The organism is Rhodococcus opacus (assembly GCF_012396235.1).
Lineage (GTDB): Bacteria > Actinomycetota > Actinomycetes > Mycobacteriales > Mycobacteriaceae > Rhodococcus_F > Rhodococcus_F opacus.
In genome coordinates, this window is sequence record NZ_JAAXPA010000009.1 from 25,039 (window position 1) to 46,476 (window position 21,438).

20 protein-coding genes are annotated in these 21,438 nt (G+C 66.9%); 4 read left to right on the plus strand and 16 right to left on the minus strand.

Going from position 1 to position 21,438, the window contains the following annotated elements; genetic code table 11:
• Window positions 1–96: 96 nt before the first annotated feature.
• The 4 genes from rpsI to ddaH all read right to left on the minus strand — a co-directional run bounded on the left by rpsI (window position 97) and on the right by ddaH (window position 3,392).
• Window positions 97–633 (minus strand): 30S ribosomal protein S9, encoded by a 537-nt coding sequence (gene rpsI, locus HGB39_RS38635; RefSeq protein WP_005239729.1) that lies wholly within the window; start codon window positions 631–633, stop codon window positions 97–99.
• Complete coding sequence (gene rplM / locus HGB39_RS14145) at window positions 630–1,073, minus strand: 50S ribosomal protein L13 (RefSeq protein ID WP_005239728.1); 444 nt, start codon at window positions 1,071–1,073, stop codon at window positions 630–632. The genes rpsI and rplM overlap by 4 nt, the downstream gene beginning before the upstream one ends.
• A gap of 168 nt (window positions 1,074–1,241) precedes the next feature.
• Complete coding sequence (gene rocD, locus HGB39_RS38640; protein WP_005560695.1) at window positions 1,242–2,468, minus strand: ornithine--oxo-acid transaminase; 1,227 nt, start codon at window positions 2,466–2,468, stop codon at window positions 1,242–1,244.
• Between the two features lie 6 nt (window positions 2,469–2,474).
• On the minus strand, window positions 2,475–3,392 hold the full coding sequence (gene ddaH, locus HGB39_RS38645; protein WP_081276425.1) for a dimethylargininase: 918 nt from the start codon (window positions 3,390–3,392) through the stop codon (window positions 2,475–2,477).
• 81 nt (window positions 3,393–3,473) lie between these two features.
• Between ddaH and HGB39_RS14160 the strand changes: the two genes are divergently transcribed.
• Window positions 3,474–3,926 carry an Lrp/AsnC family transcriptional regulator gene (locus HGB39_RS14160; protein WP_005560697.1) on the plus strand — a complete coding sequence of 151 codons (453 nt, stop codon included), beginning with the start codon at window positions 3,474–3,476 and terminating at the stop codon, window positions 3,924–3,926.
• A gap of 78 nt (window positions 3,927–4,004) precedes the next feature.
• Here HGB39_RS14160 and HGB39_RS14165 read toward each other — a convergent pair whose 3' ends face one another.
• The 4 genes from HGB39_RS14165 to HGB39_RS14180 form a co-directional block, all read right to left on the minus strand.
• The gene (locus HGB39_RS14165; protein WP_005253873.1) at window positions 4,005–4,292 is read right to left on the minus strand and encodes a WXG100 family type VII secretion target; all 288 of its coding nucleotides are present in this window, start codon (window positions 4,290–4,292) and stop codon (window positions 4,005–4,007) included.
• Between the two features lie 43 nt (window positions 4,293–4,335).
• Entirely contained in the window at window positions 4,336–4,653 is a 318-nt protein-coding gene (locus tag HGB39_RS14170) for a WXG100 family type VII secretion target (protein WP_005253872.1), read from the minus strand.
• A gap of 131 nt (window positions 4,654–4,784) precedes the next feature.
• Entirely contained in the window at window positions 4,785–6,122 is a 1,338-nt protein-coding gene (locus HGB39_RS14175; RefSeq protein ID WP_248949545.1) for a type VII secretion-associated protein, read from the minus strand.
• A gap of 56 nt (window positions 6,123–6,178) precedes the next feature.
• On the minus strand, window positions 6,179–10,180 hold the full coding sequence (locus HGB39_RS14180; RefSeq protein ID WP_043786914.1) for a type VII secretion protein EccC: 4,002 nt from the start codon (window positions 10,178–10,180) through the stop codon (window positions 6,179–6,181).
• A 284-nt stretch (window positions 10,181–10,464) separates the two neighbouring features.
• Between HGB39_RS14180 and eccD the strand changes: the two genes are divergently transcribed.
• Window positions 10,465–11,937, plus strand: a complete 1,473-nt coding sequence (eccD, locus tag HGB39_RS14185; RefSeq protein ID WP_043786919.1) for a type VII secretion integral membrane protein EccD — start codon at window positions 10,465–10,467, stop codon at window positions 11,935–11,937.
• Entirely contained in the window at window positions 11,934–13,325 is a 1,392-nt protein-coding gene (mycP, locus tag HGB39_RS14190; RefSeq protein WP_005560709.1) for a type VII secretion-associated serine protease mycosin, read from the plus strand. Before eccD ends, mycP begins: the two co-directional genes overlap by 4 nt.
• A gap of 10 nt (window positions 13,326–13,335) precedes the next feature.
• Here the strand turns inward: mycP and eccB are convergent, their stop codons facing one another.
• Entirely contained in the window at window positions 13,336–14,814 is a 1,479-nt protein-coding gene (gene eccB, locus HGB39_RS14195) for a type VII secretion protein EccB (protein WP_043786916.1), read from the minus strand.
• A 112-nt stretch (window positions 14,815–14,926) separates the two neighbouring features.
• On the opposite strand from eccB, the gene eccE reads away from it, so the two are divergent.
• Complete coding sequence (eccE, locus tag HGB39_RS14200; protein WP_043786917.1) at window positions 14,927–16,576, plus strand: type VII secretion protein EccE; 1,650 nt, start codon at window positions 14,927–14,929, stop codon at window positions 16,574–16,576.
• Here eccE and HGB39_RS14205 read toward each other — a convergent pair.
• From HGB39_RS14205 to rpsM, 7 genes are all read right to left on the minus strand, one after another.
• Window positions 16,573–17,139, minus strand: coding sequence for an NADPH-dependent FMN reductase (locus HGB39_RS14205; RefSeq protein WP_005560715.1), 567 nt, complete (start codon window positions 17,137–17,139; stop codon window positions 16,573–16,575). The two genes, eccE and HGB39_RS14205, sit on opposite strands and share 4 nt — an antisense overlap.
• An 82-nt stretch (window positions 17,140–17,221) precedes the next feature.
• Window positions 17,222–18,115: a tRNA pseudouridine(38-40) synthase TruA gene (gene truA, locus HGB39_RS14210; RefSeq protein ID WP_205627323.1), complete on the minus strand. Its 894-nt coding sequence runs from the start codon at window positions 18,113–18,115 to the stop codon at window positions 17,222–17,224.
• Window positions 18,116–18,120: 5 nt separating this feature from the next.
• The gene (gene rplQ / locus HGB39_RS14215; protein WP_005239685.1) at window positions 18,121–18,690 is read right to left on the minus strand and encodes a 50S ribosomal protein L17; all 570 of its coding nucleotides are present in this window, start codon (window positions 18,688–18,690) and stop codon (window positions 18,121–18,123) included.
• A gap of 27 nt (window positions 18,691–18,717) precedes the next feature.
• Window positions 18,718–19,779 (minus strand): DNA-directed RNA polymerase subunit alpha, encoded by a 1,062-nt coding sequence (locus HGB39_RS14220; RefSeq protein WP_005239684.1) that lies wholly within the window; start codon window positions 19,777–19,779, stop codon window positions 18,718–18,720.
• 116 nt (window positions 19,780–19,895) lie between these two features.
• The gene (gene rpsD, locus HGB39_RS14225) at window positions 19,896–20,501 is read right to left on the minus strand and encodes a 30S ribosomal protein S4 (protein WP_005239683.1); all 606 of its coding nucleotides are present in this window, start codon (window positions 20,499–20,501) and stop codon (window positions 19,896–19,898) included.
• A gap of 22 nt (window positions 20,502–20,523) precedes the next feature.
• Window positions 20,524–20,937 carry a 30S ribosomal protein S11 gene (gene rpsK / locus HGB39_RS14230; protein WP_005239680.1) on the minus strand — a complete coding sequence of 138 codons (414 nt, stop codon included), beginning with the start codon at window positions 20,935–20,937 and terminating at the stop codon, window positions 20,524–20,526.
• The gene (rpsM, locus tag HGB39_RS14235) at window positions 20,937–21,311 is read right to left on the minus strand and encodes a 30S ribosomal protein S13 (RefSeq protein ID WP_005239677.1); all 375 of its coding nucleotides are present in this window, start codon (window positions 21,309–21,311) and stop codon (window positions 20,937–20,939) included. The genes rpsK and rpsM overlap by 1 nt, the downstream gene beginning before the upstream one ends.
• Between the last annotated feature and the right edge of the window lie 127 nt (window positions 21,312–21,438).

A 21,438-nucleotide genomic window follows, 5' to 3' on the forward strand; every position in this document is an offset into this window, starting at 1 on the left:
ATAAAGCACGAGAGCAGGCGTCCGGTAACGATGGACGCCTGCTCTCGGGAAGAACAGGTGCCGAAGCCGACCCCGGAGGGCGGCTTCGGCGACACATCAGCGCTTCGAGTACTGAGATGCCTTGCGGGCCTTCTTCAGGCCGTACTTCTTGCGCTCGACGGCGCGGGCGTCACGCGTGAGGAAGCCGGCGCTCTTGAGAGCCGGACGGTCCTCGGGGGTGACCTCGATGAGCGCGCGGGCGATGGCGAGGCGCAGTGCGCCGGCCTGTCCGGACGGTCCGCCACCGTGCAGCAGTGCCACGATGTCGAAGGACTCGGCACGCTCGACCGTGACCAGCGGAGCCTTGATCAGCTGCTGGTGCACCTTGTTCGGGAAGTAGTCCTCGATGGTGCGGCCGTTGAGCTTGAAGTCGCCCGAACCGGGGGTCAGTCGGACGCGGACAACCGCTTCCTTACGACGACCGACGGTCTGGATGGGGCGATCGATCACGATCGGGGCCTGCGGCGCAGCAGCGGCCTCGATGTCCTCGGCGACCTCGGGCTCCTCGACGGACACGTACTCGTCCGCCGCGACCTCGACAGCCTCGGTGATCTCTTCGGGGTTGGACACGTTCTGCTCCTCCGGCGCCGTCACTGGGCCACCTGCTTGATCTCGAATGGCACCGGCTGCTGCGCGGCGTGGGGGTGGTTCGGGCCCGCGTAGACCTTCAGCTTGCTGCTGATGGCGCGACCCAGCTTGTTCTTGGGGAGCATGCCGACGATGGCCTTCTCCACGAGGCGGTCGGGGTTCTTGTCGAGAACCTCACCGACGGAGCGGGACTTCAGACCACCGGGGTGTCCGGAGTGGTGGTAGAGGAACTTGCCCTCACGCTTGTTGCCGCTGATGGCAACCTTCTCGGCGTTGATGATGACGACGAAGTCGCCGCCGTCAACGTGCGGTGCAAAGGTGGGCTTGTGCTTGCCGCGCAGCAAGTTGGCTGCCTGGACGGCAAGGCGGCCGAGCACCACGTCAGTGGCGTCGATGACGTGCCACGTGCGGGTCACATCTCCGGCCTTCGGGGTGTACGTAGACACAGAACTTCCTCGTCTTGTTCAATCCGCTGCTGGCCATTGCGTATCGTCGAGCGATTCTCGGCGGCCAGTTGAGACCCGAGAACCGCCAGCCACTGCGACACGAGGACGCAGCGGCGCACGGCACGCCAACGGAGAACAATACCGGTCGGTGAGGCCCAGGGTCAAAACTCACTCGGCGAGCGCATCGGCGAACTGTTCGACCGCCCAGGTCAGCTCGTCCCGTTCGATCACCAGCGGCGGGGCGATGCGGATCGTTCCTTCGTGCGCGTCCTTCGCGAGGACCCTGCGCGCCAGGAGTCTTTCACAGATCGTTCGCGCGGACGGCATACCGTCGGCCAGCTGCACACCGGCCCACAGTCCGCGCCCACGCACCTCCGACACGTGGTCGGGGGGCAGTTGCGACAACATGCTGTGCAGGTAGGCGCCCAGCTCACGGCTTCGCTGCTGATATTCGCCGGTCTCGAGCAGGTCGACGACCGCGCTCCCGACCGCGCAGGCGAGGGGGTTGCCCCCGAACGTGCTCCCGTGCTGTCCGGGGCCGATCACCGCCATCACCGGCCAGTCGGCGACGACGGCGGAGACCGGCATCAAGCCACCCCCGAGCGCCTTGCCCAGGACGTACACGTCGGGGGTCACGTTCTCGTGGTCGCACGCGAACGTGTCGCCGGTCCGCCCGAGCCCGCTCTGGATCTCGTCGGCGATCATCAGGATCCCGCGACGGGTGCAGATGTCCCGGACCGCCGTGAGGTAGCCGGGCGGTGGCACCAGCACTCCGGCCTCCCCCTGGATCGGTTCGAGGAGCACCGCCACGGTGTTCTCGGTGATCGCGGCCTCGAACGCGTCCGCGTTCCCGTATTCGACGGACGCGAAGCCCGGCGGGAACGGACCGAATCCGGTGTACGCGTCCGGATCGGACGAGAACCCGACGATCGAGATGGTGCGGCCGTGGAAGTTCCCGGCACACGTGATCACCTCGGCACGTCCCGGTGGCACTCCCTTGACGTCGTAACCCCATTTGCGGGCCAGTTTCAGCGCGGTCTCCACGGCTTCGGCGCCCGTGTTCATCGGCAGCACGGCTTCTTTCCGGCACAGCCGGCTCAGGTCCTCGCAGAAGGACGCGAACCGATCGTGCTGGAAGGCGCGGCTGGTCAGGGTGAGCCGGCCGAGTTGTTCGCTCGCCACCCGGACGAGGGTGGGGTGTGCGTGGCCGAAGTTGAGCGCCGAGTATCCGGCGAGGACGTCGAGGTAGTCGACGCCGTCGATTCCCTTCACCCACGAGCCCGCGCCCGACTCGATCACGACCGGCAGCGGCGAGTAGTTGTGTGCGCTGTGTTCGTCGGCCCTGCTCAGCTGCTCACGCGTGGCATCCGACACGGAAACGACACCGTCCGACATTGCTGGTCACCCCTGATCTTCCGCGATCCGGAGCCTGCGGAAGCCGCGGAGCTCCAAAGTGCTGCATTTGATTCCACCACCGGATTTGAGGAATTCCGAGTAGTCGACCGGCACGGGCTCGTACCCGCGGGCGGACAACTGGTCGGCAAGGTGTGAAGCCTGGACGGGTAGCACCACATTGGCGCCGTCGCTGACCAGGTTCAGTCCGAGCCAGTCGGTGTCCGTCTCGGCCGCGATCACCGCGTCGGGATACATCTGCTCGAGCAGAGCGCGACTGTCCGGCGAGAACGCCGCGGGCAGGTAGGCGATGGTCGAGTCGTCGAGCACACCCAGGGCGGTGTTGAGGTGGTAGTAGCGGGGATTCACCAGGTTCAACGTGATCACCGGGCGGCCGAGGTGCGCCGAGGCCTCGGCGTGCGACCGCGGGTCGGACCGAAATCCGGTTCCGGCGAGGATCACGTCGCCGACGACGAGGAAGTCGCCCTCCCCCTCGTTGACGTACCGCGGCAGGGTGGGCCTGATCAGCCCGTTGTCCGAGAACCACCGGAACACGTGTTCGGCCTCGGCCCGCCGCTCGGCGGAGCGGTAGCGGGCGCCGAGCGCGACACCGTCGACGACGAGTCCGCTGTCGGTGACGAACACCATGTCCGGAAGTCCCTCAACCGGGTCGATCGTGAGGACCTCGTGCCCGAGTCGCCGGTAGGTGTCCGCGAGCGCCGACCACTGCGACATCGCACGATCCCGGTCCACGGGTTCCTCGGGCCGCATCCAGTCGTTGATGGCATAGACGACGTCGAAATACGTGGGCGGGCACATCAGGTAGCTCCGCGAGTGAGCATGCCGCGGGACGCGGGCGGCGGCGCCCGGCACCTCCGTCGTCTCCTCGTACGGGTTCTCGGACTCGATACCAGCAGTGGGCGCCATCTCCACTCCCCCTCGATCGGTGTCGGTGAAATCAGTATCCACCCACCAAAAGGCCTGATCAATGCGCTAGCGTTCCATCACATGGATGATTCGTTGCGTCTGGACGGGCTCGATCGGCAGATCGTTGCGCGGCTGGAGCGCAACGCACGGTCCAGCTTCGCCACCATCGGCGCCGAGGTCGGCCTGTCCGCACCCGCCGTGAAGCGTCGGGTCGATCGACTGGTCGAGTCCGGGGTGATCACCGGATTCCATGCGGCGCTCGATCCGCGTGCTCTCGGCCACGGCGTCGAGGTGTTCGTCGAGTTGTACTGCAGCGGTCGCACCTCGGCCGTCGAGATCGCACGGATCGTGTCCCGCCACGCCGAGGTTCAGGAGGCGTACACCGTCACCGGCGATGCCAACGCCCTCCTCCGCGTCCGCACCACCGACACGGCACACCTCGAACGCACGCTGGAGAATCTGCGGTCGGAGCCGGCCGTCCTTCAGACCAAGAGCAGCGTCGTCCTCAGCCGGCTGATACCGCCCGCCGATTGATCCACTCGCTCCACCGTCGGAGACGACAGTGCCCCAGCAACCGTGGATTGCTGGGGCACTCGACGTGTCACGCGAAGATCAGAGCCACGCCGTGGCGTTCCGGTCTTCCGCAGTCTGCATGTCGACGGCGCCGTCCTGGACGACCTTCGAGATCGTCTGCAGAACCTGGAGCAGATCCTCGTGGGAGCTGTCCCACTTCGCCTGCACAGCTTGGTAGTTCTCCCGCGCACCGCTCTCCCACTGCGCGACGAGCCCGTTGACGTAGCCCCGGAGCTCGTCATGCGTCTCGCGCAGCTTCGCCTCGTTCGACTTGATGTCGCTCGCCAGCGCCTGCAACTCGGCAAATCCGTACTTCAATGAAGACATTCGGTGCTCCCCTCGAGCGTGGTAATTGTTGTCGGCGCCGGCGTCAGATGTCGAGCGATCCCGAAGCTCCGGCCGCATGAATCGCGTCCTGGTTGGCCTGCTCGGCGGCGTCGTATCCCTTGCCGTTCTCGCGGATCTTCACCGCAATCTCGTCCAGCGAGTCCTGCATGCGGCGCGCAGCGTCTCCGTACCGCGCCATCAGCTCCATGAACGCCACCTGGGCTCCACCCTGCCAGGCCGAAGACGACTCCTCGCAACGGCCCTTGAGGCTGTTGATCGTGCCCTGCAGCTGGCTGTTCACCGTCTGCACGTGATTGGCCGCGACCTCCATCTGGCCGACATCGGTAACAACTCCCGCCATTGTGACTCCTTCTGTTCTCGGTGCGGCGGCCCCCTCTGGACTGCCCGCATTCACCCCTACACAAGATTGGACGCATCAACCGCCCAATCGGTTCCACCACGGTGGAAGTTTTCTCGGCGACGAGAAAGGGGTCACCGAACTATCACCAGTGACCGCACGACCTCTTCGCACACGCTCTCGATCGACTCCCACTCCTCCGCCAGGAACTGACAGCCGACGCTCACCTGGAGGTCGCGTTCGACGAGTACGTGCCACCGCACCACGGAGCTCGCGTCGGGAAACTCGCTGTACGCGATGCCGGGTCGACCTCCGAAGACGACATCGCGCTCCAGTTCGCCGAACAGCTCGGGACGGCCACGCTGCGCAATCTTCGCCGCGAGCGTCACCGCCACTTCGTCGTATCCGGAATCCTCTCGAACCGCGTTCTGCGTGATGATGATTCGCCTGTCGGCTCCCACCGCAGGCACCAACTCCACTCGCGATCCGGCAGAAGCCGACGCGGCGGGCGCCCGCTCCTTCCACCCACTCGGCAGTGTCACGCGAATTCCGCCCACCTCGAGGTCCGCCGCCGCGGTGGCGGTCGTGGTGGCCGGCACCGCGGATCGGGTGGTCGTCGTGACCGGAGCCGCCGGTGCCGCACTCGCGTCCAGAGCACGGACGGATTCGGTGCCGGTACCGGGCTCCCGAAGAGTGAACACGAGAACAGCTCCGACGACGACAGCCAGCACCGCAACCACCGCGAAGAACGTCGGCCGCGTGCTCCGTCGGTCACCGCGCTCCGATCCCTGCAGCGCCGGTTCGAGCCAGTTCGCCTGCGGCACAGCCATCGTGGTCAGCTCGTCCGAAGAGTCGACCAGGCTGGACGCGAGTGCGCGCGCGATCTCTTCACCGGTGACGATCCGGACGTCGGCGTTCGGGGACGCGTGGGCGATCACGGCGTCACGCATCGTTGTGCGCTCCTGCGACTCTCCGCCGCCGGTCAGGAGTATTCCGTCGACCGGCCGATCACCGCGGGCTCGCGCACCGAGTTCCACTATCGCTGTCGCCCACTCCTCGATCCCCTCGTCGGGGCAGAGCGACGGATCGTGCTCGCATTCGACGACCCGGTATCCGCCGACCTCGCCGACCACGTAGCTGGCCGTTGCACCCACGGTCCGGCTTTCGAGCACCACCCATCGGCCACCCGACACCGCAGCACCCTCGGCCGCCGCCACGGCAACGGGAACCAGCACCGTGTCGGCGGCAACGCGCGACCCCGCGTCGGACAGCGCGTTCCGCCTCGCGGAACCCCATTCCGTCGGGTGTGACATCACTGCCGTCGCGATCGGCGCCGCCTCCCCCGCACCGTCGATCACAGACCGGAACATCGTTGCCAGGGCGTCGGACACCGCGAGAACTCCGCCATCGACGTCGACGTACTCGTCGTCGACGAAGCACAGCGGCGTCATCTCGTGAGCTGCCGTCGTCACGCCCTGAGCGCAGGACCACATGCCGGATTCAGTGAGATGAATCGCGACCGACGACATCACAGCGGCGGCATCCACGCGAGCTGGATCAGGCCGGTACCCGCACGGTTGACCAGCGTTCCGCGCCCGGGAGGCATCGCACTCGGACGAACGGTGCCGATGAGATTGCCCTCCTCCCTGTTGCCACTCATCACGAGGCCCGTCGACTGCAGATCGCGCAAGCGTGCGATGACCGGTTCGTACATTGCCCGTGCCGCACCGCCGGAGCGGCGCGCGATGATCAGGTGGAATCCGATGTCGCGGGCGTGCGGCAGGAATTCGACGATCGCGGCGACCGGGTTGCCGCTCGAGGTCACGACGAGGTCGTAGTCGTCGATGACGACGAAGACTTCGGGTCCCGACCACCAGGACCGGTCGCGCTGCTGCTGGCGATTGAAGCCGGGGCCTGGCATGCGTCCCTTCAGCAGGATCGCGAGGTCCCTCATGTTCGTCGTCAGCACGTCCTCGGACGGCGCGTACGAGGCCAGGTGCTCCGTCTCGACGACGCCGAGCATCGTGCGCCGATAGTCGCCGAGAATGATCTTCGCCTGTTTGCTCGTGTTCGATGCCATGATGCCCTCGCAGATGTTCCGCAGGAGGGTCGTCTTTCCGCATTCGGTGTCGCCGAACACCAGGAAGTGGGGCTGCTCGGCGAAGTTCAGGAACGTCGGAGCCAACTCCGCCTCGTCGAGACCGATCGGAATCTGCAGACAGGCCTGCGCCGGATCGAGGTAGGACGGCCACCCCCCGGCCGCATGGAGCACGTCGTCGCGGGCGATCTGTGCAGGCAGCATTCGCACTGCCGGCGCGGGCCGGCCGTGTGTCGCGGCGGCGATGAACGACACCGCGTACGCCACACCGGATGCCAGGTCGGTCGGATCCGAGCTCCCGTCGATCCTCGGCAACCCGACGAGCAGATGCAGGCTGTCGCGGGTCATGCCGCGTCCGGGTCGGCCTTCGGGAACGAGTGCCGCGGTCTTCCGACCGAGGTCGGAATCCGAGGGATCACCGAGGCGCAGCTCGATCCGAGTGCCGAGCTGATCTTTGAGCGCCGGCCGGACCTCGCCCCACCGTGAGGCGGTGAGCACGACGTGCACACCGTACGACAACCCCTGGGACGCAAGGTTGGTGATTTGCTGTTCGAGAGCCTCGAAGTCCTGACGAACGCTGCCGAAACCGTCGATCACCAGGAAGACGTCCCCGAACGGATCCTGCGCGACCCCGGCCGCCGCGCCGCCGCTGCCGGGATCGGTGGCGCGCAGTCGCCGGAACTCGGCCATCGACTCGACCCCGAGTTCGCGGAAACGCTCCTCGCGCTGACGCACGATGGTGTTCATCTCCGCGATGGTGCGACGCACCCGATCGACGTCGAGGCGGTTGGCGACCGAGCCGACGTGCGGCAGTCCCGACAGTCCGGCGAGCGTGCCACCACCGAAGTCGAGGCAGTAGAACTGCACCTGCTCCGCGGAATGGGTGGCAGCCAACGACGTGATGAGCGTGCGGATCGCAGTCGACTTGCCCGACTGCGGCCCGCCCACCACCGCCATGTTGCCGGTGGACCCGGACAGATCCACGACCAGGGGGTCGCGCCTCTGGTCGTAGGGCCTGTCGATGATTCCGATCGGTGTGCGCAGCGAGCTCAGCGCGGGAACCGGTTCGGCGAGAACCGACCTCGGCAGCATCTGGTCGAGGCTCGGCGCGGCGTCGAGCGGCCGGAGCCACACCTCATGGGCTCGCGGTCCGCGACCCGTGATCCGTTCGACCACGACGTCCATGGTGGTGCGGATCTCCGTCGGCTCCTCGGCCAGGTGGAGCGACTGTGGTTCGTCGTGGATCTCGACGACGTCGAGCGCGACCGGTGCAGCCGTGAAGATCTTGGGCCGCAGCTCGACAGCCGCCTCACCCGGCCGTCGGACACTGTCTTCCCGGCTGCCCTCGTAGGTACCGGACACGTACGAGGCCTGGAAGCGGACGATCTCCGCGGAATCGCATTTGAGGTATCCGGCACCCGGGGTCGCGGGCAGGTGGTAGGCGTCCGGAACGCCGAGCACCGTGCGCGATTCGTTGGCCGAGAACGTCTTGAGACCGATGCGGTACGACAGGTGGCTGTCGAGCCCCCGCAGTTTGCCCTCCTCGAGCCTCTGACTCGCCAACAGTAGGTGGATGTGCAGCGACCGGCCGAGCCTGCCGATCGCGACGAAGAGGTCCGCGAACTCGGGCTGCTGACTGAGCAGTTCGGAGAATTCGTCGACGACGATGAACAATGCGGGCAGCGGGTCGAGGTCGGCGCCCGCCTGGCGGGCCTTCTCGTATTCGGTGACGTTCGCGAAGTTCCCGGAGGAGCGCAGGAGTTCCTGACGCCGATTCATCTCCCCGGCGAGTGCGTCCCGCATCCGGTCGACCATCGCGAGTTCCTCGGCCAGGTTGGTGATCACCGCGGCGACGTGCGGAGCCTCCTCGAGTCCGAGGAACGTGGCGCCGCCCTTGAAATCGACGAGGACGAGGTTGAGCGCGTCGGGCGAATGCGTCGCGATCAGGCCGAGCACCAACGTCCGCAGGAACTCCGACTTACCCGAACCGGTGGCCCCGATGCACAGGCCGTGTGGCCCCATGCCGTTCTCGGCCGACTCCTTGAGGTCGATCTCGACCGGGTGGCCGTCCACTCCGACACCGATCGGGACCCGCAGCCGGTCGCGGCCCTGGCGGGGCAGCCACGCGTGATCCGGGTTGAGACGGCCGACGTCGCCGATCCCCAGCATCTGGCTCCACGTCTGCACCGGCTGATCGTCGTCGCCCGCGTCCACTGCCGTCTGCGACGCCGTCCGGTACGGCGCGAGTCGCCGGGCCAGCGTTTCGGCCTGATGAGCGCTGACGAGGTCTGCTGTCGCGAACATCTCCACGCCCGCTCCGCTGCGGGCGCCGAGGGATCCGTCCTGCGCCACCAGCTGGAGTCCTCGTGTGGCCGTCAGTCGCGGGCAGAAGCCACTGATGTCGAGAACGGAGACCGAGTCGACCCCGCCGTCGGTGATCATCCCCGATTCGCCCTCCAGAATCCCACCGTCGACGACGATGACGAACTGCGGGACACCGGGGGCGGCGGGAGCATTGCGCGAGAATCGGTTTCGCATCGACAGCTGGGGGCCGAGCGAAGATTCGAGTTCGAGGATCGAGCCGTAGATCATGCGGGACGAACCGACACCGTCGGACGAATCCGGATGCTGCGCGTGCGGCAGCCACTTGGCCCAGTCCCACTCGTGCTCGGTGTCGGGGCCGCACACGACGGCGACGAGGAGGTTGTCCGGGCCGTGGAATGCGCACAACTGCATGAGCATCGACCGCACCAGGGACCGTGCCGTACCGCGTTCCCCATCCACGGAGATGGCCGCGAAGCCGCGCAGCGACACTGCAGTGGGCAGATCCTGAACGACGGAGTGCGCGCGGACGAAGCGACGAAGCGACACCGCGGCAACCGGTTCCAGATCCTCCACCGGTCCGGTCTCCGGTGCGATCAGGCGGGTTGCGAGGCGCTGGCTTCCCCGGCCGACGCGCACGTGGCAGTAGTCGGGGTCGGTGATGCGGCGCTCCCACATGCGCGCCGTGCCTGCGATGGTCCACAGCAGACCGGGTTCGGGGTGACTCCAGTCGAGCGCCTTTCGCTGCTGCTCGGCGGTCTCGTCGACGTCGCGGCGCAACTGATCGAGGTAGCGCAGGTAATCTTTGCGGTCTTCGTTGGCCTCCGCCGCTTTCGGGCCGCCACGGCCGCCACCGGCGAGCATGCCGAGCATCGACACCATCATCATGACGGGAAAGAGCATCGACATCGGATTGCGGGCCATGCCCGACGAGAACATCAGGGCCATCATCCCGACCATGGCGACGACCATGACCACGGGAAGGAGCTTGGTCAGAAGGTTTCCCGGTACCAGGCGTGGAATCTCGGGCGGAGCCTGCAGACTCACTTCGCCGCCCGGGATACGCGGTACTTCCCGTCGCGCCTTGCGCACGAACCGAATAGTGCTCACTACTCGCCCCCCATGACTACAACCGCCCCGAAAAAACCGTGCAGCCGATCCGATCCCGGAACTCCGGGTCGCCCCCCTGGGCTCGATCCGCGAAGTCAGACACTAACCCATGAATGGCGATCGGGCATATAGAAGGTCCGCGCCCCTGCCGGACACTGGAGGCGGCGCTCGCGGTGTCGTAAGGTCACCGGTGATCAAATCGGATGACGATCTGTGACCGGTCGTCGATCGGTGTCGTAACGGCGCAGATGGGGTTGTGCGTCGCAGAGTTGGGGGAAATCGCAGTGTCCATCACCCATGACGAATCGCGGGGATCCGCCTCGTCCACCCGTCCCGGTGCCGCAGCAGATCTCTGCCGGATCACCGTCCTGTCGACGCATTCGCAGGTCGACATGGCCGTGCCGTTCGGTGTGCCGCTGGCCATCCTCGTTCCGGGCATCGTCGACACCATCCGCACCCATCGCAGTACCAACGACTTCGACGACTCGCTCGAACAGTACGAACCCAGCGAGTGGGTTCTCGCGAAGATCGGGCACTCGCCGCTCTCGACCACGCTGACGTTGCACGAACACGGAATCCGCGACGGTGACCTCCTCGTACTGCAGAGCGTGCACGCCAGCGCGCCACCGCCGCTGTTCGACGACATCATGTACAACGTGGCGATCGCCGACGCCGAGGGCGACCGTGAGTGGACCCGGGGTTCCGCACGGGTCGTAGGCTCCGTCGCCGCGGTACTCGGCACCGTCGTCGGATCGTTCGCGCTGCTGTGGTCCGGAGCGGGGACCGAAGGATTCCTGGGGGCGGGATGTGCACTCGCGGCGGCCCTACTGTTCCTGATCGCCGGCGCGGTCACCGGTCGAATCTACGGCGACGCGGCAAGCTCCGTCGTCCTCAGCGGATGCGCCGTTCCCCTCTCGTTCGCCGCGGGGATGCTGTTCGTGCCCGGCGGTCTCGGCGCTCCGCACCTGCTCCTCGGACTCGTGCTGGCGGGAACCACCGCCGTTCTTGCGCTGCGACTGGGCGGTGTCGGACTGCGATTGTTCACGGCCCTGTCGGTGACGTCCCTGTTCGGTTCGCTCGCCGCCCTCGTGGCGACCCTGTTCGGCAATCCGGTTTCCGCTGTCGGCGCAGGTGTCGTGGCGGCGGCGCTGATCGGACTCGCCTTCTCGGCACGGGTATCGATCGTGCTGGCGAAGCTTCCACTGCCTCCCGTCCCGGCGCCGGGCACCTCGGTCGATCCGTCCGAGGACGACCCGGATGACGAGGTGACGATGCCATCGTTCGACTCTCTGGCACAGCGTGCGGCACGCGCCCGCAAGTACCTCACCGGTCTGGTCGGCGCGATGACGGTACTCGCCGTTTCCGGCGCCCTCATCGCGGCGCAACCTGGTGTGTCCGACGGAATCTTCTGGCCCGGGCTCTCTCTCGCCGTCGCCACCGCCGCCGTCCTGATGTTCCGAGGACGCACGTACAGCAGCGCCGAGCAGGCGGTACCGCTGATCGCGGGCGGGGTGACGATACTGGTTCTGCTGCTCACCGCCGCGGCCGTTGCCGTGCCCGACTTCGCCATCGCCTCGTTCGCCGTCGCGATCCTGTTCGCCGTCGGTGGGCTGGTACTGGGAATCCTCGCCCCCCGCCAGACGTTCTCACCCGTGATGCGACGGGTAGCCGAGCTCATCGATCTGGCGGTGATCGCGTCGATCGTTCCGCTGGTGTGCTGGGTGACCGGTCTCTACTCGCTGATGCGTGGACTGTGAGGCGCCGGCTCATCCGCGTAGTCCTGGCCACCGCGGTCGTGGCAGTCACCGCCGCCGTGGGTCAGGGCGGCGCCTCTGCTGTCGTGCCCGCTCCCGTGGACGCCGGGCTCATTCCACCGAAGGACAGCACGAAGGTCGAGAAACGCCGGCCGTGCAAAGACGCTGTGCGCGTGCCGGACGGTCCCGACGTTCCGGTTGCCCAGCGCGATCTCGACTTTCAATCGGTCTGGCCGATCACCCGGGGCGCCGGTCAGATCGTCGCGGTGATCGACACCGGCGTCTCCCCACATCCGCGACTTCCCGGCCTCATGGACGGCGGCGACCTCGTGGGGACGGAGACCGGCACGGTCGACTGCGACGCGCACGGCACGCTCGTCGCCGGGCTGATCGGCGCCGCTCAGGTTCCCGGTTCCGGCTTCTCCGGTGGTGCACCGGATTCCCGGATCCTGTCCATCCGGCAGACGAGTAGCGCGTACAACGCCGCAGGCCAGGCCGATCAGGTCGACAACGCGGGCAACTCGGTCGGCGGATACGGGAACGTTGCGACAATGGCGACGGCGATCCGGCGTGCAGCCGACTCGGGCGCCACGGTCATCAACATCTCCGAGGTCGCGTGCAAGACCGCCGCCGAGGGAATCGGCGATGGCGACCGGTACCTGGGGTCGGCCGTGAAATACGCCGTCACGGTGCACAACGCCGTGGTGGTCGCGGCGGCAGGGAACTTCGGTTCGGGAGAATGCAAGCTTCAGAATCCGGCACACGATCCCCTCCGTCCCGGCGCCGATCTGTGGGACTCCGTCAGCACCATCGCCAGTCCCGCCTGGTACGACGACTACGTGCTGACCGTCGGCTCCGTCGAGGCGAACGGATCACCGAGCGAGTTCAGCCTGGCCGGCCCGTGGGTCGACGTGGCAGCTCCGGGATCCGGTCTGACATCACTGCATCCGAGCACGGGCGACCTGACGAATACGACGTACGGCGTGCAAGGCAACGCGGAGCCGGTGAAGGGCACGAGTTTCGCCGCGCCGTACGTCTCGGCGACCGTCGCACTGGTCCGCTCACGGTTCCCGCAACTGTCCGCACAGCAGGTCATGGCCCGGATCGAGGCCACAGCGCATGCGCCGGCGGAGGGGTGGAATACGTCTGTCGGGCACGGGATCATCGATCCGCTGGCCGCAGTCACCGCCGACGTTCCCCTCGACGGTGCCACCGTCGATCAGTCGACTTCCGTCGCGGTCGAGGCGCTCCCGGCCGCTGCTCCCCCGGATCGTCGACCGCGCAACATCGCTGTCGCGGCAACAGGAACGCTGGGCGCCCTACTCGTGCTCGGCGTCCTGGCGTCCTTCCCACTCCGCCGGCGGTTCCAGTCGGCGACCGATCGGCGCTGACCGAACCCGCTCAGTTGGACCCTGACGCGACAGCGGCCGGGGCGGCGTCCGGTGCGACCCCGTCGTGCGCGACGAGTGCCGACGACTTCCCGAGCGCCGGGCCCTGCGCCAGGAGGCCGAGAATCTGCCAGGGTGCGAGGGGACGGGCGCCGTCGACGCCCAGTGCCTCGGCAGACTCCTTATCTGGTAGACCGAACCGGACTCCCGTGTCCGCGACGAAGAAGGTGCTGTCGCGTCGCGTGCTCGTAGCCTCGATGCCGGTCGACTGCACGAAACCGCTCGTACCCGGCTGCACGTACACCGAATCCGCGTTGTCGCCCGCGTCGTCCGCCTGGGCCAACTCGACCGCGCGAGCATCGCCCGGAATCGGAAGGGTGCGACCCGCTACCAAGGACAGCTCGGCCGCCGGACCGCTCGCGCTCGTGTCGTCCGCTGCACGGATTGGCTGCCAGGACAGGCAGCTCACGGGACTTTCGGCGGCGTCGACGATTTTCGGTGCCGACTCCGGGAAGCTGTTCACCGCAATCTGTTCCACGGAAGGGATTCGCTTGGTGGCGTCGGGCATGATGCTCGACATCTCGGTGTCGCCGTGCGAGTCCGACAGGAAAATCAGGTTCGCGACGGCCGAGCTGATCTTCTGGATTCCGTCGCGGAGTACCACGTAGTGCGTGGTCTCGGAGCCGATCAGTACTTGGAAGACCGATCCCACGACCTTGTCCTGCAACGGATAGCGTGGGCTGCTCCCGGCCCCCGGGATGACGGGCGCGGCGAGCGGCGGTACTTCGGGGATGGCATTGACGAAACCCTTGCTCACCGGGCGTGATCGAGCGCCTTCGAGGTCCAGCGCGCGGGTGACCGCCGGATCGTCCAGATCGATCTTGGCGCGCTTCCCGCCATAGATCAGGTACGACGCATCGGGGGTCGACGCGAGCAACGCCTGATCTCCCGTAAGAGTCCCGCCGCCCTCGGAGCTCTCCGTCTCGCCGACGATGACCGATGTTGTGACGGGACGATTTCCGTCGGCCCCGATCGAATCGCACACCGTCCACGCTGTCTTCGCCGAGGGGTCCCCGGCCGGCAGCGCGGACGGCGCGCCGGGAATCCCGACGAGGGCACCGCGGGGTCGGGTGTCGAGTTCGGATTCCTTGACGATCACCGGATTCTCGGACTTTCCGACTATGAGCCGCGCGGACGCGAGATTCAGGACGGGACGAAGTGTGTCGCCCATGACCACGAACATCGCGCCCGAATCCTTGCCGACGACGATCGACGCGTCGCCGATCTTGTCCTGCGGACGGAACAGCGCCAGCGCGGCGCAGCCGGCGAGTCCGAGCGACGCGATCACGACCCCCACCGCGAGTGCGCGCGACTGCGACCGCATGGGGTCGTGCAACATTCGGACGTCGCGACGCACCAGGGCGTGCTCCATCCGTCTGACCAGAAATCGATACCCGTTGACCTGCCACCGGGTGGTGGGTGTTACAGCCATTGTTCCTCCCCCGTGCTGCACAGCGCTCGGGGTGACACAGTACAGTTCCATCGACAATCTTCACGGCGGACGGGTACGGGTCTGCTGGGTTCAGGTATTCGGGGGAGGAACCATGGACCGTTCGCGCGTCACACGTCGGCCGTCGTCTCTTCGGTTTTCGGCGACCGAGATGATCGTTGCGCAACTACTGGGGGTGACCGGCGGCGTCGTGGCCTCGCTGTGCGGGTTGGTGTGGTGGGGCGCCGTCGTCGTCGCGTTCGTCCTCGTTCTCGCCGCGCTCGTCCGCGTGGGCGGCTGGTCGAGCCTGGACTGGGCCCGGACGTGCTGGCGATATTGCACCAAACCCGTTCGGACGCAGTCCCGCACCGTCGGTTTCCAGGCACCGACAGGTCAGTCCGTCGGGCTCCGGTGGGACGGTGGCAGCGTGGTCGCCGTCGTCGAGGTACTTCCTCCCGCGGGGAGCCTCACGCAGATCACCCGGGACGGCTTCCAGACGACGCACGAACTCCCGACCGACGCGCTCGCCGCGTGTCTCGTCCAGCACGACATCTCGCTGAGCGGAATCGACATCGTCAGCCACGGTTATCGCGCCGCGGCCGGCTCCCCCGCAACCGATGTGTACGACAGGCTGGTCGGCCCGCTGCCGGCGACGGCGACCCGGATGGTCTGGCTCGCCCTGCGATTCGACGCCACGGAGAACGTCGCTGCCGTGGCGCGGCGTGGCGGCGGCGAGGAAGGCGCGTCGCGCGCCATCACGATCGCGGCAAGTCGCGTCGTGCGTGCACTGGCCGATTCAGGATGTCGCGCGCGCATTCTCACCGCCCCAGAGATCGAATCGGCCGCGCTGCAGATCAGTCGGGGCGTCGATCCGAAGACCTTCACGGAGACATGGAAGCATGCACCGCTGCCCGGCGTGTGCAACACCGGCTACGGCGTCGACCCGCGCTACCTGACGCGAGACCTGCTCGCGAAGCTCTGGGTTCCGTCGAGCCTCGGCACGACCGTGACGATCCGGCTGCGCCCCAGCGGACACGACGGGCAGGTGAAGGTCGGTGCGGCCTGCCGGGTGACCACCCGGACGATGCCCGAACCGCTCACGATCCCCGGGCTCGTCTCGATGCAGGGCAGGCACCGGGACGGGCTGCTGGCCAACCTTCCCGTCGCGATGTCGGACCTCGACGACGTGATGCCGTTGACCGACATGTCCGTCGAGGACCTTCGTGCGCTGCAGTTGCCCCCAGCGGGGTGCGGCCAGCTCATCGGCTCCGACGACTACGGTCACGGAATCACCGCTCGCATCGCAGGTCCCGGCGTCGGCATGGTCTATGTGGCGGGCGAGCTGTATCTCGCCCAGCAACTGGTGTTCCGCGCCGTCGCGACCGGCGCCCGCGTGCTCATTCACACCGATCGGCCCGACGCGTGGTCGTCGTTGATCGACTCCATCGCCACGCCCGACCGGTTGCGCCTCGCCGGCCACAATCCGCAGTCCGACAACAGGTTCAACACCGTCGTGTTCGACGGCGTCAACGCGCTGCCGCCCCGCGCCGGGGTCACCGCGATCTACCTCTACGGAGAACCGAGCCAGTGGCCCGGTGCCGAACCGGACCTGTCGATCGTCCAACCGAATGCGCTGGGCGACCGCATTCTTCTATCGACCGGAGGGACGAGCATCGAACTGATGCTGGTCACGATCTCGTCCGAGACGGCGTTCATCGGCCGGCCTCGCGCGGTGGACGAGTACGTGCCGGTGCACCAGTTCTAGCCGGGGTACGGGGTGGTCCCGCGCTGAACACGGACCGCGTCGGCCCACCATACGAGCTGCGCGAGCATGCGGTCAGCCGAGTCGATGGCGGCGCCGTCGGTCGTCTGCCCCTGGTCGTCGAATCTCTTGCGCACCCGGTGGAAACTCACGCTCTGCCGCACCGACACCATGTGCAATTCGGCCACCACCTGGCGCAGCTGTTCGGTTGCCCGGAGTCCGCCTGCCAACCCGCCGTACGACACGAAACCGATGGGCTTCGAGCGCCATTCGTGTTTGACGCTGTCGAACGCGGTCTTCAGCGCCGCAGGGTAGCCGTGGTTGTACTCGGAGGTGACGGCCACGAACCCGTCGGCTCTGCCCACTCGCTCCCGGAATTCGTCCGTCACCGGGGATGCGCCGAGATCCTGCGGCAACGGCGTGTCGGCGAGATCGATGATGCCCACGTCCAGTCCCGGGTAGGCGCGGGCACGTTCGGCGAACCAGCCGGCGACGACGGGAGCGATCCGACCCACTCTGACGGATCCGATGATGATCTCGATCCGGACGGGTGCGACTGCGGTCATGAACAGGCTCCTTCTCTTCCGGAGCCATCGTAGGTGCTGACGCCTCCGCAACCGCGGTGGCGATCGACGCCGCGGGTTCCGGTCAGTCGCCGCAGCAGCCGCCCGGCACGGTCCTGACGTCCCGGGTGATCTCGTTGCGTGCCGCCAGATCCGCGTCGTCCGGGTAGTCGACGCGCACCAGGGACAGTCCGTGCGCCGGGGCCACCAGGATCGAACTCGACCGCGACTTCTCGCGGAGGAGTCCTTCGATCCAGTCGAGGTCGCGACGTCCCTCCCCCACGGCGAGAACCGCACCGACGAGACTGCGCACCATCGACCAGCAGAAGGCGTCGGCGCTGACGAAGGCCGTGAATACGTCGCCGTCGCGCTCCCAGTCGAAACGTTGGAGATCGCGAACAGTCGTGGCGCCTTCCCGGCGTTTGCAGAACGCCGCGAAGTCGTGCAAACCCAGCAGCGTCGCGGACGCCGCGCGCATGAGTTCGAGATCGAGGACCTTCGGATACGACACGGTGTCCCGGGCTCGGAGCGGATCGGCGCCGTAGGCCGCCGCCGTGAGGCGGTACTCGTAGTGCCTGCGCATCGCGGAGAACCGCGCATCGAAGTGTTCGGGCGCGAAGGCGATCTGTTTGATCCGCACGTCCTTCGGCAGGAACCGTGCGAGCCTGCGGACGAGCCGGGACGGGTCGTCCGGCACGGCGTCGAGCGGAACGTCGACGTGCGCCACTTGCCCGGTGGCGTGGACCCCGGCGTCGGTGCGCCCCGCCACCGTGAGTTGCAACGGTGCGCGCAGGACGGCGCCGAGCTTCTCCTCGATCTCCCCGCACACCGTGCGCAGCCCGTTCTGGCGGGCCCACCCGGAGAAATCCGTTCCGTCGTACGCGATGTCCAGGCGCAAGCGACGGGTCTCATACGAAACGGGCCCGCCGTCCCTCGAGGGGACGACGGGCTCGTTCGATTCAGCGTGTGCCGAAACCAAGTGGACTAGTCCTTCTTGGCCTCTTCGGCCTCGGGGGCGTCGGCCGCGGTGGCGGTCTCGTCCTCGATGGCCTCGACGACGGCGTCAGCGTTCTCGACCTCGGCGTCGGTTGCCTCGGCCTCGACGGCCTCGACGACGTTCTCCTCGGCGGGAGCAGCAGCCGGCGCATCCTTCGATGCCTTCACGCGACGAGCGCGGTCGGCCTCGGAGGTGACGGTCTTCTCCTTGACGAGCTCGATGATCGCCATCGGCGCGTTGTCGCCCTTGCGGGGGACCGTCTTGATGATGCGGGTGTAGCCGCCGTCACGATCGGCGTAGAACGGGCCGATCTCCGCGAACAGGGTGTGCACGACATCCTTGTTGCGGATGACCTTCAGAACCTCACGACGGTGAGCCAGGGTTCCGGCCTTGGCGTGCGTGACGAGCTTCTCGGCGTACGGGCGCAGGGCCTTGGCCTTGGACTCCGTGGTGGTGATGCGGCCGTGCTCGAAGAGCGCGGTAGCCAGATTGGCGAAGATCGCCTTCTGGTGCGAAGCCGACCCGCCGAAGCGGGCACCCTTCTTGGGCTTGGGCATGATGATCTCCTAGTAAAGGACCGTGAGCTACAGCTGTTCGGTCTCGGCGTAGTCCTCGGTGCCCTCGGCATCACCGAAGGAACCGGCGTCCGTGTCGCTCCACGTCCCGGTGGCGGCGTCGTAGCCGGCAACGGTGGTGGGATCGAAGGACGCGGGGCTGTCCTTGAGGGCCAGGCCGAGCGAATGCAGCTTGACCTTCACCTCGTCGATGGACTTCTGTCCGAAGTTGCGGATGTCGAGCAGATCGGACTCGGTACGGCCGACAAGCTCACCGACGGTGTGAACACCTTCGCGCTTGAGGCAGTTGTAGGAACGGACCGTCAGGTCCAGGTCCTCGATGGGCAGTCCGAACGAAGCAATGTGATCGGCCTCGGCGGGCGAGGGTCCGATCTCGATGCCTTCTGCTTCGACGTTCAGCTCACGGGCCAGGCCGAAGAGCTCAACCAGGGTCTTGCCCGCCGAAGCGAGCGCGTCCCGAGCGGTGATGGAGTTCTTGGTTTCCACATCGAGCACGAGCCGATCGAAGTCGGTGCGCTGCTCGACGCGGGTGGCCTCCACCTTGTAGGTGACCTTGAGCACCGGCGAGTAGATCGAGTCGACCGGGATACGGCCGATCTCGGCGCCGGACGCCTTGTTCTGGACGGCGGGGACGTAGCCGCGACCGCGCTCGACGACGAGCTCGATCTCCAGCTTTCCCTTGTCGTTCAGGGTGGCGATGTGCAGATCCGGGTTGTTCACGGTGACGCCGGCCGGGGGCACGATGTCGCCTGCAGTCACAGCGCCGGGGCCCTGCTTGCGGACGTACATGGTGACCGGCTCGTCCTCTTCGGAGCTCACGACGAGGCCCTTGAGGTTCAGGATGATGTCGGTGACATCTTCCTTCACACCGGGAACTGTGGTGAACTCGTGCAGAACGCCGTCGATGCGGATGCTGGTGACAGCAGCGCCGGGAATCGACGAGAGCAGCGTGCGACGGAGCGAGTTGCCGAGGGTGTACCCGAAGCCTGGCTCGAGGGGCTCGATGACGAACTTCGAGCGGTTGTCAGCGATGACCTCTTCGGTCAGCGTGGGTCGCTGAGAAATGAGCATTGGAGTTCCTCCTGTACGGGCGTCCACTATTTGACGCCCACGATGGGAAAGGCACTTCGTGCCCGTGCGCCTTTCCGGTAGTCGGAACTACCGGAAAGGCGCACGAGCCGTCAGGCCTACTTCGAGTAGTACTCGACGATGAGCTGTTCCTGCAGAGGAACGTCGATCTGCGCACGCTCGGGAAGCTGGTGAACCAGAACCCGGAGACGTCCACCGACAACCTGCAGCCAACCCGGGATCGGGCGATCACCCTGGGTCTCGCGCGCGACCTGGAAGGGAAGCGTGGACAGCGACTTGTCCTTGACATCGATGATGTCGTACTGCGAGACGCGGTAGCTGGGGATGTCGACCTTCTTGTTGTTCACAAGGAGGTGGCCGTGGGTGACCAGCTGACGGGCCTGGCGGCGGGTGCGAGCCAGTCCGGCGCGGTACACGACGTTGTCGAGACGCGACTCCAGGATGCGGAGCAGGTTCTCACCGGTCTTACCGGGGCGGTTGTTCGCCTCCTTGTAGTACAGGCGGAACTGCTTCTCCATGACGCCGTAGGTGAAGCGAGCCTTCTGCTTCTCCTGCAGCTGGAGCAGGTACTCGCTCTCCTTGATCCGCGCGCGGCCGTGCTGGCCCGGCGGGTAGGGACGACGCTCGAACGCCTGGTCGCCTCCAACGAGGTCGACGCGCAGACGACGCGACTTGCGGGTGATGGGTCCGGTATAACGTGCCATTTTCTTCTACCTATCCTTCCCGCTAGACCCGACGCCGCTTGGGCGGACGGCAGCCGTTGTGCGGCTGGGGGGTGACATCGGAGATGGTGCCGACCTCGAGGCCTGCGGCCTGAAGCGAGCGGATCGCGGTCTCACGGCCGGAGCCGGGGCCCTTGACGAAGACGTCGACCTTCTTGACACCGTGCTCCTGCGCCTTGCGGGCTGCGTTCTCGGCGGCCAGCTGAGCGGCGAACGGGGTCGACTTACGCGAACCCTTGAAGCCGACGTGTCCCGAGGACGCCCAGGAAATCACGTTTCCGGCGGGGTCCGTGATGGACACGATGGTGTTGTTGAACGTGCTCTTGATGTGAGCGGCGCCGTGCGGGACGTTCTTCTTGTCCCTGCGACGCGCCTTCTGGGTCTTCTTCGGACCGGTGCTACGTGACTTGGGGGGCATTACTTCGCCTTCTTCTTGCCTGCAATGGTGCGCTTCGGACCCTTACGGGTGCGGGCGTTGGTCTTGGTGCGCTGACCACGCACGGGCAGACCACGACGGTGGCGCAGGCCCTGGTAGCAGCCGATCTCGATCTTGCGTCGGATGTCGGCCTGGACCTCGCGGCGAAGGTCACCCTCGACCTTCAGCGACTCCTCGATGTACTCGCGGAGCTTGGCCAGATCCTCGTCCGAGAGATCCTTGCTCCGCAGATCCGGGCTGACGCCGGTGGCGTCCAGGATCTCCTTGGAGCGGGTACGGCCGATGCCGTAGATGTAAGTAAGTGCGATCTCCATCCGCTTTTCACGGGGAAGATCGACACCTGCGAGACGTGCCATGTCGGCATTCCTATCGGTGTGCGGAGGTCTGCTCCCAGTCCATCCCCTGTGCCTCTTCAAACGTCGGCGGTCTCGCGACCGACAATGCTTCAACTAACTCAGTGGGGCCCCGGCCTCCGTGCCGGGG